General features: G+C 64.3%; 12 protein-coding genes. 9 read left to right on the plus strand and 3 right to left on the minus strand.

The genetic code is table 11. The annotated features are described in order from the left end of the window. The 3 genes from uvrC to guaD all read right to left on the minus strand — a co-directional run. Window positions 1–1,345, minus strand: a 1,345-nt coding sequence (uvrC, locus tag Q0Q48_RS26865) for an excinuclease ABC subunit UvrC (RefSeq protein WP_295145236.1), incomplete at its 3' end; no start/stop codon positions are given. Between the two features lie 285 nt (window positions 1,346–1,630). Continuing rightward, window positions 1,631–2,356: a PhoH family protein gene (locus tag Q0Q48_RS26870; RefSeq protein ID WP_295145239.1), complete on the minus strand. Its 726-nt coding sequence runs from the start codon at window positions 2,354–2,356 to the stop codon at window positions 1,631–1,633. Between the two features lie 286 nt (window positions 2,357–2,642). Continuing rightward, a complete protein-coding gene (guaD, locus tag Q0Q48_RS26875) occupies window positions 2,643–3,962 on the minus strand; it encodes a guanine deaminase (protein WP_295145242.1) in 1,320 nt (439 codons plus the stop codon). Window positions 3,963–4,039: 77 nt separating this feature from the next. On the opposite strand from guaD, the gene Q0Q48_RS26880 reads away from it, so the two are divergent. The 9 genes from Q0Q48_RS26880 (at window position 4,040) to Q0Q48_RS26920 (ending at window position 12,376) form a co-directional block, all read left to right on the plus strand. Next, window positions 4,040–4,879: an alpha/beta hydrolase gene (locus tag Q0Q48_RS26880; RefSeq protein ID WP_295145245.1), complete on the plus strand. Its 840-nt coding sequence runs from the start codon at window positions 4,040–4,042 to the stop codon at window positions 4,877–4,879. 78 nt (window positions 4,880–4,957) lie between these two features. Further along, window positions 4,958–5,179, plus strand: coding sequence for a hypothetical protein (locus Q0Q48_RS26885; protein WP_295145248.1), 222 nt, complete (start codon window positions 4,958–4,960; stop codon window positions 5,177–5,179). Between the two features lie 201 nt (window positions 5,180–5,380). Beyond that, window positions 5,381–6,439: a hypothetical protein gene (locus Q0Q48_RS26890; protein WP_295145250.1), complete on the plus strand. Its 1,059-nt coding sequence runs from the start codon at window positions 5,381–5,383 to the stop codon at window positions 6,437–6,439. Window positions 6,440–6,645: 206 nt separating this feature from the next. Next, the gene (locus Q0Q48_RS26895; protein WP_295145253.1) at window positions 6,646–7,695 is read left to right on the plus strand and encodes a hypothetical protein; all 1,050 of its coding nucleotides are present in this window, start codon (window positions 6,646–6,648) and stop codon (window positions 7,693–7,695) included. Window positions 7,696–7,757: 62 nt separating this feature from the next. Beyond that, window positions 7,758–8,570 (plus strand): sulfotransferase domain-containing protein, encoded by an 813-nt coding sequence (locus tag Q0Q48_RS26900; RefSeq protein WP_295145256.1) that lies wholly within the window; start codon window positions 7,758–7,760, stop codon window positions 8,568–8,570. A 314-nt stretch (window positions 8,571–8,884) separates the two neighbouring features. After that, window positions 8,885–10,147 (plus strand): site-specific integrase, encoded by a 1,263-nt coding sequence (locus Q0Q48_RS26905; RefSeq protein WP_295145258.1) that lies wholly within the window; start codon window positions 8,885–8,887, stop codon window positions 10,145–10,147. Window positions 10,148–10,562: 415 nt separating this feature from the next. Continuing rightward, window positions 10,563–11,402 carry a hypothetical protein gene (locus tag Q0Q48_RS26910; protein ID WP_295145261.1) on the plus strand — a complete coding sequence of 280 codons (840 nt, stop codon included), beginning with the start codon at window positions 10,563–10,565 and terminating at the stop codon, window positions 11,400–11,402. A gap of 124 nt (window positions 11,403–11,526) precedes the next feature. Continuing rightward, window positions 11,527–11,754 carry a DNA-binding protein gene (locus Q0Q48_RS26915; protein ID WP_295145264.1) on the plus strand — a complete coding sequence of 76 codons (228 nt, stop codon included), beginning with the start codon at window positions 11,527–11,529 and terminating at the stop codon, window positions 11,752–11,754. Between the two features lie 202 nt (window positions 11,755–11,956). Then, complete coding sequence (locus Q0Q48_RS26920) at window positions 11,957–12,376, plus strand: hypothetical protein (protein WP_295145268.1); 420 nt, start codon at window positions 11,957–11,959, stop codon at window positions 12,374–12,376. The last annotated feature ends 134 nt before the right edge of the window (window positions 12,377–12,510 follow it).

Raw genomic sequence — 12,510 nt, forward strand, 5'->3', positions numbered from 1 at the left:
CGCCCTCGGTCTTGATGTTGAACTTGCGGTAGGCGTTCTTGTTGAAGCCTTCCGGTCCCGCCACGATCATCGCGCCGATCGCCGCCGTGCCCTGGATGTGACTGTTGTCGTACACCTCGATGCGCTCGGGCGGCGCGTCGAGCCCGAAGACGCGGGCCACGCCTTCGAGCAGGGTGCGTTGCGTGCCGCGCTCGGCCATGCGACGAGCCAGTGCCTCGCGCGCATTGTTCACCGCCTGATCGAGCACGTCCTTCTGGTCGCCGCGCTTGGGCTGGCGGATCTCGACCTTGTGGCCGGCCGACAGAGCCAGCGCGCTTTCCATCAGTTCGCGCTCGGCGACATCGTGGCTGGTCAGGATCAGCTTCGGCGCCTGCCGCGCCTCGTAGAACTGGCCGATGAAGGCCTCCAGCACCTGCGCCTCGTCGAGTTCCCTGCCGTGGCTCGGGAAGTAGGCGCGGTTGCCGAGATTCTGACCGGCGCGCAGGAAGAACACCTGGATGCAGATCTGCCCACCTTCGGCATGGGCCGCGAAGATGTCGGCCTCGTCGATCGACGGCAGGCTGATCGACTGGTGCGACGTGATGTGGGCCAGCGCGCGGATGCGGTCGCGCAGGATGGCGGCGGCCTCGAATTCGAGGTTCGCGGAAGCCTGCTCCATGCGCTGCGACAGGGTCTGCTGGATCTCGCGGTTGCGACCGCCCAGGAAGCCGCGCACGTCGTCGACGATGGCGTCGTATTCGGTTTTGCCGATGCGGCCGACACACGGCGCCGTGCAACGCTTGATCTGGTACTGCAGGCAGGGCCGCGTGCGGGTCGAGAAGACGCCATCCGAGCAGGACCGGAGCGGGAAGGCGCGCTGCAGGGCGTAGAGCGTCCGGTTGACGGCGGTGGCCGATGCGAAGGGCCCGAAATACTCGTTGGCCGGCTCGCGCGTGCCGCGATGCTTGGCGAGTTGCGGCCAGTCGGTGTCGCGCCGTATCACGATGTAGGGGAACGACTTGTCGTCGCGCAGCAGCACGTTGAAGCGTGGCCGGAAGCGCTTGATCAGGTTGTTTTCGAGGAGCAACGCCTCGGCTTCGCTGTCGGTGACGGCGAATTCCATGGTTCGCGTCGCCGAGACCATGCGGATCAGGCGCGTGGCCAGCCGGGTCGGCTGCGTATAGGCGGCGACGCGGCTGCGCAGCGAGCGCGCTTTTCCGACGTACAGAACCTCGCCGTCGGCCGCGATCATGCGGTAGACGCCCGGCTTGCGCGGCAGGGTCCGCACGAAGTCCGCGATGATCCGCATTCCGTCGGAGAGCGAACCTTCGCTGGGAGGCAGGTCGATGTCGGTTTCTTCGGTCATCTGGGACGCGGAAAATGGCCCTGCCCGGACGTCTGCACAAGCCAATCGGCGGCATGTGGGGAAGTCTGTGCAGAAGCCGCAAGTCGCACGGCCGTTACGCCAGAGTCACTATATTGACTCAATGTAAGAGGGGTGGCAGTCGCCCGCCACCCCCTCGATCAACCTTTTGTTCCAACTGAATTTTTCGCCATTTTTCCGTCAGTCAGAAAAAGCTGGCCAACCTATTTGTTCCCTTTTCGATCCAATTGGCCGTCGCGCTTCGATATGTGGATAAGTTCGGTGGCTTTACAGCACCGACAGCATCCGTCCGACGAGCGGATGGCGGACCACGTCTTCCTGCGTCAGCCGGACCACGGCGACGTCGTCGAGCCCTTCCAGCCGGGTCCCGATCGCAGCCAGTCCGGACAGTTCCGGCAGCAGGTCGGTCTGGTCGGGATCGCCGGTCATCACCATCGTGGAGTGCCAGCCGAGGCGGGTCAGCAGCATCTTGAGCTGGCCGTAGGTGCAGTTCTGGGCCTCGTCGATCAGGACGAAGGCATTGTTCAGCGTCCGACCGCGCATGAAGGCCACCGGGGCGATCTCGATCGTGCCGTCCTCGAGGTGCTGGGCGAGCCGCTTGGGGCCCATCCGGTCGTTCAGCGCGTCCCACAGCGGGCGCAGGTAGGGATCGAGCTTCTCGCGCATGTCGCCGGGCAGGAAGCCCAGGTTCTCGCCGGCTTCCACCGCCGGCCGCGACAGCACGATCCGCGAGACCGTGCCATTCTCCAGGGCTTCGACGGCGGCGGCGATCGCCAGGTAGGTCTTGCCGGTGCCGGCGGGCCCGAGGGCCACGGTGAGGGGTTTGCCCTCGATCGCCTCCATCAGCACCCGCTGGTTGTCGCTGCGAGGTCGGATTTTCTTGATGTAGCTCTGGTCTCGGTCGTTGGCCGGAGTGTGGTCGAAAACGACGTTGTGAATACGGGCGCTATCGACAGCGTGCAGCTTGGCTCGGCGAGCGGCGCGTTTGGCCATATTCGGACTCCGGTGTCAGGGTCAGAGGAGCAGAAGCGATCACCCAAAACAAAAACGCCCCCGGCGAGCGGAGGCGTTGGCGATCAGTGGTCTGGCTGAAGGGTGAGGCAGATAGGGCACGCGATGGACGCTCCATCGGTGAACCAGCTTCCGTCGGGGGACATGTCCTCGAACGGATAAAAACCCTCCCTCAGCTACTTGGGAAAGCCTAGTCTCAATTCGGCCCCTCGGCCACCATATTTATGGTCTGTCGCTGAAATTTAACCCTAGGGAAAGCAATCCGTCTTCACCGGTCATGGACCATCCGGCCGGCGACATAGGTCGCCTGGACCGCCCGATCGTCGCCCAGGATCATCTGGATGAAGAGCTGTTCGGCGAAGTCGCGTGCCTCGTCCATGCGGAAGGCGATCAGGGGCGTCGATCGCATGTCGAGCACCACGAGATCGGCTTCCATGCCGGGCGCGAGGCTGCCGACCTTGTTTTCCAGATGCAGGGCCGCGGCCGAGCCGCGCGTCGCGAGATAGTAGGCGTGGGCGGCCGACAGCGGGTTACGGTTGAGCTGCGCCGCCTTGTAGGCCTCGTTGAGCGTCTGCAGGATCGAGAAGGAGGTGCCGGCGCCGATATCGGTGCCGAGGCCCACGCGGACGGGCCGGTGGGCGTGCTTGGCGCGCGCGATGTCGAACATGCCGCTGCCGAGGAAGAAGTTCGAGGTCGGGCAGTGGGCAATCGCAGCTTCGGCGGCGTGCAGGCGCTTCAACTCTTCTTCGCCCAGCCAGATGCCGTGCCCGAATACCGCGCGTTTGCCGCAGAGCCCGTGGTGATCGTAGACGTCGAGATAGCTGGCGCGGCCTGGAAACAGTTCCTTGATCCAGGCGACCTCGGCCTCGGTCTCCGCGAGGTGCGTCTGCATCAGGCAGTCGGGATGGGCGCGCCACAGCGCGCCGGCGGCGACGAGTTGCTCGGGTGAACTCGTGCCGGCGAAGCGCGGCGTGATGGCGTAGAGCAGGCGGCCGCGGCCATGCCATTTGCGGATGAGGGCGAGCGAGTCGTCGTACCCGGACTGGACATCGTCGCGCAGCCCGTCCGGCGCGTTGCGGTCCATCAGCACCTTGCCGGCGGCAAGCCGCAGGCCGAGCGCCTCCGCCTCCTCGAACAGGATGTCGGCGGAATGGGCATGCACGGTGCAGTAGACGCAGCTGGTCGTGATGCCATTGCGCAGGTTCTCCTGCAGGAAGGCGCGGGCCACGCGCCGCGTGTAGGCGCGGTCGGCGAACTTCAGCTCGGTCGGAAAGGTGTAGCGTTCGAGCCAGTCGAGGAGCTGGGCGCCGTGACTCGCGACCATCGGCGTCTGCGGAAAATGCACGTGGGTGTCGATGAAGCCCGCCGAGATCAGTGCGTCCTTGCCGAAATCCCTGATCTCGACGCCCGGGGGCAGCCGCGGGGCAACCCGCGCGGCCGGGCCGAAATGCGTGATGCGCCCGTCCTGCATCGCCACGATCGCGTCGGGTTCGTGAACCAGGGTCCGTTCGATTCCGTCGCGGAACGGATCGCCGGTGAAGGTGAGGGCCGGGCCGCGTATGGCGGTCGGTTGATCGCGGGAAGACATCGACGCGACGTTCGCACCGAACGGCAAAGCGGGGAAGGGGTGTGCTACAGGGGAGGCCGGCAACGGGAGATCCGGCAATGAGTGAGATCGTGTGGCGCGGCATGACGCGCGCTGAACTCGACAGGGCCTACGACAATACCAACGCGGTGGCCGATTCGGGCCCGCGCCGCGACGGCTGGATCGCGCGCAGCGAACGCTTCCGGGCGCGCCATCCCGAGGGCCTGGATCTGGCCTACGGGCCATTGCCCCGCAACAAGCTCGACCTGTTCCGATGCGGCGCGGCCAAGGCGCCCCTGTTCGCCTTCATCCATGGCGGCTACTGGCAGCGCAACGCCAAGGAGACGTTCGCGTGCATGGCGGCGGGACCCCTGGCGAACGGCATGGACGTCGCCTTCCTGGGCTACACGCTGGCGCCCGAGGCCACCCTGCCGGCCATCGTCGCGGAGATCGCCGAGGCCATTCGCTGGCTGCGCCGGGAGGGGCCGCGCCATGGCGTGGGGCAGGACCGTCTGGTCGTCTCGGGCTGGTCGGCAGGCGGACATCTGACCGCGACGACGCTCGCCATGGATGAGGTCGATGCCGGCCTGGCCATCAGCGGCATCTATGACGTCGAACCCTGTCGCCTGAACTATCTCAACGACAAGCTGCGGCTCACTGCGGCGCAGGCGGCGGAAACCAGCCCGATCCTGCACCTGCCTAGGAAGAGCGCGCCGGTCGTCCTGGCCTATGGAACCGGCGAGCTGCCCGAGCTGCAGCGCCAGTCGGTCGCCTATGATGAGGCGCGTCGTGAGGCGGGCCTCGCGAGTGAGTTGTTGCCGCTCGCGGGACTCAACCACTTCTCGATCATGGACGAACTCGAGGCGCCCGACGGGGCGCTTGCGACGACGGCGGCGCGTCTGGCGCGTCGCGGCGATTGAGACGGCGTACGCTAGTCCCTCGAGTCCCCGGATTTCGTCAGGGTCGCGTAAGCAACGGCATCTAGGGTTTCGATGCCTATGACGCTTTCCGAACTCAGCGTTCCTCAGCAGATCATCGTTCGACGACTGGCCCTCGGCCTGTCGCTGAGCGGCCTCGGCGTTAGACGGGACTTCTTGCAACTGGCGAGGCTCGGCCTGGTCACGGGAAACCGCGACTATCCGCAGCTCACGGATGCGGGTTTCGCTTGTCTGCATGCGATGCCATCCGACAAGGCACCGAGCCCGACCTTTCGTCGCTGAGACACGCTGAAATCTGTCTGAACCGTGGCGGTCACGCCTTCCGTTCCCTGTCTGACAATGACGCAGCGTCACATCCCCTTTGGCGCGCCCCGCTGATAGAATACCTCGTCTGGAGGTTGGGTAAGGATGAGCGTCGATCGAGAGGCAGCTGGCGCTGCCCCGAAAGGCGAGCGAGAGCTCCGTTCGAAAACGACAGGTTGGGTGGCGCGCATCGCCCTGGTGGCCGTTTCGGTCCTGGTGTCGCTGGCGCTGCTCGAAGTGGGATACCGGCTGGTCCTGTGGGGTCCCGAGGGGCTCGTGCATTGGCCCAACCTGGCTCATCGGCGGATGGGGGCCGGCCCCGGCGGCGAAAGGTGCCAGTACGCCTATGATGCGGCGATCGGCTGGACGTCGCCGGCGAACTGCGTGTCTGCCCCCTACAATTCCGACGCCGACGGATTCCGCCGCTCCTCTCCGCAGTCGTCCCTCGCGGAGCCGCCGATCCTCGTCACCGGTTCGTCCTTCGCCAAGGGGGACGAGGTGAAGGACGACGAGACGTGGCCCGCCTACCTTCAGGACATGGTCGGCCGGAAGGTGGTGAATGCGGGCGTCAGCGGATACGCCTTCGACCAGATGGTGCTCAGCACCGAGCAACTCGTCCCGAAGGTGAAGCCGCTTTTCGTCGTCGCCAGTTTCACGCCCGGCGATATCAAGCGGGCGGAACTCAAGGTCGCCTGGAGCCGCGAGAAGCCGTACTTCACCGTGACGGACGGCCGGCTCGATCTGCATAACGTGCCGGTTCCGGGAAAGCCGGGCGAGCCGATCCGCTTCCCCGTGGCGGCCGAATGGCTCGGACGTTCCGCCCTGGCCGAACTCGTGGTTGAGCGGCTCGGCCTGCAGCAAGGCTGGTATTTCAGCGAGGTCCAGGGCGCCCCGGCGGGCAGTGGCGAGGCGATCGCCTGCCTGCTGATGCCGAGGCTCGCCGCCCTCGGCGTGCCGGTCGTCGTCATGGCGCAATACAGCCGCGGCTACTGGAAGAACAACGGGCCGTACGGGACGGCCGATCATCGCGCCGTCCAGAAAGTGCTGGGCTGTGCGGCCGCGGCCGGGCTCATCCCGTTCGACCTGTCCGATACGCTGAAAGCGGCCGTCGACGCCCGCGGCGCCGACGCTCTCTACCGCTCCGACCATCATTCGGCCGATGGCAATCGCGTGGTGGCCGACCTCGTCCTGCGCGAACTCGTCGCCCGGCGGCTCCTGACGAAGACGGCGGACCGCTGACGCCGCGCGCGTCGAGTGACCATAGCTCGTCCGGCAGCCCCCTCCTTTTCCGTCGGTGGCTCTCGCTGCAATGGCGGAAGCGCCCAATGCTGAAGGAAAAGTGAGAACCGTGCGCAATTGCAACTGCATGCGTGATGTGGCTTCTATGAGGGACTTGGTCAACCTCCTGCAATGCTTTGAGACCTGCCAAGTAGTGGTCGGTGTAAATGTTCGAACGGATGCTGCAAGCTTTAGCGCGACATACTCATCGTCCTGTCAGGATACTACCGGTGGTGGCCTGCGTGCCTGGCACCGATGTCTGGTTTCTTCGCTATGCGTTCGCGTTCCTGTCGCATCTCCAGCAGGGCGGCCATGTCGTCGACCGACTGAGCGGGCGGTGTATCGGCAATTTCGCAGGTCCTTCGTTCAACTTCGACCATATGAGCGGCGGGCCACTTCTCTGGGTGCCGGATCTGGCGCCGTCGCGCCATCTCTTCATCGGACACACGGTTTGTCCCGGATTCGACAGGCTCTCCTCGAAGTTCGACTGGTGGGCCAGCACCCCGTTTGCTGCGCCAGGGTATGATTATCTGCACGACGGAACGAACTACGGGCATGTGCCGGTTGACCTGGCGCCCCACGCCTTCGTTCCGGTGTCTGTCGGCGATGTCGATGCCGCCGCCTGGACCCACGCCGGACAGCGCATGGTCCTCGTCTACGGCGACCCCATCGAACAAGCGGTCGGCTGTTTCGCCCACAGCCAGAACGGAATCCGTCGGGCCTACAACCGGCCCGGTAGGCGGGCGCCCGTGGAACTGCCGTTCCACGAGTATGTTTTCCAGCATGCATTGCCCTCATATGCGAAACTGATCATCTCCTATCAGGCGATGGCGGAGGCGGTCCCGGGAGCGGTCCATATCGTGGCAGAAGACGCCCTGCGGGCGGAGCCAGCTCGCATCCTGTCTTCTGTCCTGTCGCACCTGAGGCTCGATCGCTGGCAGACGGCCATGATCGACGCCGTCGTCGACCTATCGCGGCGCGAGCACATCATTGCAGTCGAGAGGGAAATCGGGCGGAGCCTGACCGGTTCCCGCGCCAGCCGCAGGACTGCGACATGGTCCGTGCCCGAATCAGTCGTCACGGCCGCCAGGGATCCGAACCTGCGACGCGAGGCATTGGCCTTGCTTGCTTCGATGGGCGTCGACACTGCGTACTTCCAGGCGCCGGCGGTATCGGCGCCGTTTCAAGCGCGCGCCGCCGCCGCCGGTGGCGCGTAGTCACTTTGGCATGGCCTTCGCTGGCGCATACTTGGCATCGTCGCCTGGGTTGGGAGAGGACCGTGAAGCAGAACATCGTGGTCGCGACGCATCACAAGACCGGGACCGTCTGGATGTCCACAGTGTTCAAGGCGATCGCTCGAAGACTGGACGTCAACTACGTTGACTTCTGGTCGCACTATGGACGGCTGGATCGCGTTCTGAAGACGCCCTTCATTCTTCTGAATCACAACTCGATGTTTTTACGGCACGCGAACGCGCTTCGGGGGGAAGACGTCCGGATCCTTCATGTCATTCGCGACCCGCGTGACGTGCTCATCTCGGCCATGCACTACCATAAGAAGGCCGGCGAACCCTGGCTTCATGAAAGGGTATCGGGCAGCAAGGATGCCCCGTACCAGCAACGGCTCAATTCGCTCGCCACACTTCACGAGCAATATATGTTCGAGTTGGAGAACGCGACCGGCAACACAATCGAAGCCATGCTCGACTGGCAGTATGACAGGCCGAACTGCCTGGAGGTCCGCTACGAAGACCTGTGGGCCGACCGATCTCTGTCTCTCTGGTCGGACATTGCATCGTTCCTGGGATTTGAAGGTTCCGAACTGGAGGTGTGCCGACAGTGCTTCTGGGAGCACAGCCTGTTCGGCAAGGCTTCGAGGGCCAACCGGCGTCATGCTCGTTCCGGAGAGGTGGCGCAGTGGAAGCGCGAGTTCACGCCGGAACTGGCGCATGATTTCCTCTACCGTTTTCCTGACGCCTTGCAGACGCTTGGGTACGAGAGCGACGATCAGTGGGTAGAGAGCCTGACCGGATCTTCGAAGCCCCAGGCGCAAGCCTGTACGGAGACCCGGGATTCCAGCTTGGGCGACTAGACCGGGGTTGGGCTTCAAGCCTGCGGCGATCCAAAAACAAAGGGCCCAGCCGTTTCCGGCTAGGCCCTTGTCTTATTTGGTGGAGCCAAACGGGATCGAACCGTTGACCTCTACAATGCCATTGTAATTTTGCCGGATTTTCCCGAGTGTCCCCGCGCTTTCCCGGCGTAGATGATCCCAGTAAAATCCTTGTGTTTTGGCCTTTTCCGGCTTGTAGTGGTAAACAGCGGAAATGGCGGGCAATTTCCGCCGTGTGTGTCCCCGGTGTGTCCCCGGCCAAATGGGTCATCGGGGCGACTCTTGCGGAGGCTGCCTTGCCCAAGCTCACGAAGCGATTTGTGGACTCGCTGAAGCCCGTCACAGCCGACACGCTCTATCGGGATAGTGACCTCAAGGGCTTCGGATTGAGGGCCAAGCCGACGGGCGTTTTGACCTGGGTCGTCCAGTACCGGAACAAGGCCGGCAGGACGCGAAAGCTGGCCTTGGGCAAGGTGGGAGTGCTGACCCCGGAGGAGGCCCGCCAGCAGGCCCGTAACGCCTTGGCGGAGGCTTCCAAGGGCGAGGATCCATCGGCGGACCGCCACGCTGAGCGGGCGGACCTGACCATCGCCCAGCTGGTCGAGCGGTATCTGGCGGACGGCCCGGCCGACAAGCCGGCCAAGAAGGCGTCCAGCTGGGAAATCGACGCCAGCAACCTCCGCCGGCATGTGGTGCCCATCCTGGGCAGCAAGTCCCTGTCATCGGTGACGACGGCCGACGTGCAGCGGTTTCAGCGGGCCGTGACGGACGGCAAGACCAAGGCGGAGGGCAAGGGCGCCCGGAAGCGGGGGCGGGTGCGTGTCCGGGGCGGGTCCGGGACCGCATGGCGGGCGACGGTGGTCTTGGCCGGCATGTTGGCCTGGGCAGTGGGGCGGGGGATGCGGGCCGACAACCCGGCCAAGGGCGTGCGCCTCAACAAGCTGACCAAGCGCGAGCGGTTTCTGTCCGGGGAGGAATTGGCGAGGCTGGGCGAGGCGATGGCCACGCTGGAGCGGCAGGGCGCCAATCGCAGCAGCTTGGCCATCGTCCGCCTGCTGATCCTGACCGGGGCGCGGAGGACGGAAATTGCCTCGCTCCGCTGGGATTACGTCGACTTCGAACGCGGGGCGCTGCGACTCCCAGATTCCAAGACCGGGGCGAAGATCATCCCGCTCGGGGCGCCTGCGCTGGACGTGCTGGCCAAGTTACCGCGCTCCGCCGCTTCGACCTGGGTTTTTCCGGCCAGCAGAGGGAAGGGCTATCACCTGGGCGTGACGGCGATCTGGCGCAAGCTCGTCAAGCTGGCCGGGCTGCAAGGCGTGCGGATACACGATCTTCGCCACGGCTTCGCCAGCTTCGCGGTCGCGGACGGCGACTCGCTCTATCTGGTGGGCAAGGTGCTGGGTCATACCCAAGCGTCGACGACCCAACGTTATGCCCATCTGCAGCTTGATCCGGTGCGGGCCGTGGCGGATCGGACCTCGCGGCGACTGGCGGGCGCGCTTGCTGGTGGCGGGGACGCGGAGAATGTCGTTAAATTGCGTGGAGATCGCCCGTGAGTGCCTATGCTACGGCACGACCACAGCGGACCGAAATCCGGAAAGTCTCTAAGTCGTTGAAAAATATGACAAATATTTTTTCCATAATGCATGTTATGCGATAACCGAGGCCGCTCGATTTGTGTTCTTGCCAGCTTGCACGGGCGCGGTGATAGGTTCGCAATGCGTAGCCCGATAGACCCCGGACAAAGGCGCCGCCGCCGCGCCGACGTTAGCCCGATCTCCGGCAAGGTTATGCTCCGGCCGGCGGGACAGTCGCACAAACCGACCAAGGAAGCGAACGCGGCGACGGAAGCAAGGCTGGCAGCCATCCTTGAGGCCCTTCCAATCGAATCGGCAGAGAAGGACGACTAGCAAGCCTATCGCCCTGCCGTGAAAAACGGGCAGCGGAGACAATCGCGATAGGTGCGGGCGATTGGTAAGCTGGTCGCTGGCGCGGCTAGGTCTGGCCGCCGAACGTCCCAACCGCACGGGATCGCCGCGCCACCCCTCCTTGCGGATGCACGATGCGGGTGTGCCGGTGAAGATCTTCACAATCGACGAAGCCTCTGAGCTGTTTGGATTTCCGGACACGGCCGAGCCCAAAGGCAAGACTGCCTATACGTTGTTGGATACCGGAAACTTCGGATTCATTTCGAGCGATGAAAGCGACGAGTGGATCGCTACCGGTCGATGGGAGCTTGCGGAGGAGTTCATTTTCGCCGCGATCAAGAGCGGCAAGCTCAGATTGATCGGCCGCCTGGCATCCGGGCGCAACCGCGTAGGCGGAGTAGTCGAGTCCGTTGAGCTTTCGTTGATCGCCCCCGGCGTCGTTCGCGAAAGGGTCATCGACCGATGGGACGGCGAATTGGTCCTGGTGAGCAATCACGACGAGGCAGATGACGAGGGTGAAAAGGAATTTGTCGACCTCCATATATTCGAAGAGGACTTGCTGAAACTTGCAGGGGATCTTTTTGACTACCGTAGCGACGCCAGAGGCGACGCCGCGACCAGCGTAGATCATTCCACGTATGGGCCGCCGAAACTCGTCCATCCTGCAACACCAACTGTCGGCGCGGAAACGGAGTGCGCCCAGTGGTTCCGGGGCGAGGTGCCTGAGGTTCCGGAGAAGGGACCTGGAAAGCATGCGATGTGGGACGAAGCCCGAAAGAAATTCGGCGGCAGGCTGTCCTATCGGGCGTTCTCTCGCGTCTGGGATCAACTCGCGCCGCCGGAGTGGAAACAAGCCGGCCGGAAGCCGGGACGCCGCAATTAGCGGTTCGATTGTTTCTGCATGAATCGAATCGGCAGCTGAATCGCGTCGACTATTTTGTGGCTCTGCTCTTCGTCATTTTGCTCCCGCGTGCCGGCGCTGTCCGGCTTATTCGCGAGCAAGAGCAATGCAGAAAGAAATTGAGCGGCGCCTGACCCGGACCGAGGCTGCGGCGTTCCTGACTGAGCGCGGCTACCGCGTCGCCTATGCCACCCTGAACAAGTACGCGACGGTCGGCGGTGGCCCTGTGTTCGAATCCTTCGGGCGCCGGCCGCTCTACAAGCCCACCGATCTCCTGGCTTGGGTAGCCAGCAAGACGACGCCACCGAGGCGGCACACGTCCGAACAGGTCTAGGAGCAGCTGGGCAAGGTGGCCTGCCAGACACGGACTTTGCGAGCGCGAGCCGGTGCGGCGGGCTTGGGGATGGTGGTCAATGGCATATAGAGCGCGAAGGGGGCGGAAGGGCGTCCGGGAGAAGGGCGAGCAATACGCCCCCCTTTCCTACCCGATGCTGCATAGCCCGGCGTGGCGTTCTCTACGGGGATCCTCCACCAAGGTGTTTCTCGAATTGCGCACTCGCTTTCATGGCCACAACAACGGGAAGCTGATCCTCAGTGTCGAGGAAGCGGCACGGCTGCTCAACATGGGCAAGGCAACCGTACTCGCGGCGCTTGGCGAGCTAGTCGAAAAAGGGTTCATCGTCTGTACGCGCAAAGGGCAGTGGTATGGCCGGCTGGCCTCGACCTGGGCGGTGACCGACAAGGGTGTCGACGGAAACCCGCCAACAAATGCCTGGAAGCAGTGGAAGCGCGATACGGTTCTGAAACCGAACCGAAAAATAAAACGCGGTTCCCGTACCGAACCGTCACACTGCGCGACGGATCGGTTTCAGGACCGAGCGCCCTTGTATGGTTCGGCTGCGGAACCCGTCGGGAGCCTTGTCGCCCGCGGCATCGGTTCTGATGCCGACCGCTAATATAACCACTGGGTATGGGGGAACTTGAGAGGATCTGTAGGTGAGCGAGAGCGCGGCGCGGGGCCTGCCCCAAAGCCAAGCGTCGCGCGCTCGCGATGTCGTGTTCCCTCCCGGAAAAGGTCATGCAGCTTGGC

The organism is uncultured Reyranella sp. (assembly GCF_945957355.1).
Lineage (GTDB): Bacteria > Pseudomonadota > Alphaproteobacteria > Reyranellales > Reyranellaceae > Reyranella.

Excerpts from the sequence above, each read along its gene's own strand:
- Q0Q48_RS26870 (WP_295145239.1), bottom strand. The coding sequence starts at position 2,356 with ATGGCCAAACGCGCCGCTCGCCGAGCCAAGCTGCACGCTGTCGATAGC.
- guaD (WP_295145242.1), bottom strand. The coding sequence starts at position 3,962 with ATGTCTTCCCGCGATCAACCGACCGCCATACGCGGCCCGGCCCTCACC.
- Q0Q48_RS26880 (WP_295145245.1), top strand. The coding sequence starts at position 4,040 with ATGAGTGAGATCGTGTGGCGCGGCATGACGCGCGCTGAACTCGACAGG.
- Q0Q48_RS26885 (WP_295145248.1), top strand. The coding sequence starts at position 4,958 with ATGACGCTTTCCGAACTCAGCGTTCCTCAGCAGATCATCGTTCGACGA.
- Q0Q48_RS26895 (WP_295145253.1), top strand. The coding sequence starts at position 6,646 with ATGTTCGAACGGATGCTGCAAGCTTTAGCGCGACATACTCATCGTCCT.
- Q0Q48_RS26915 (WP_295145264.1), top strand. The coding sequence starts at position 11,527 with ATGCAGAAAGAAATTGAGCGGCGCCTGACCCGGACCGAGGCTGCGGCG.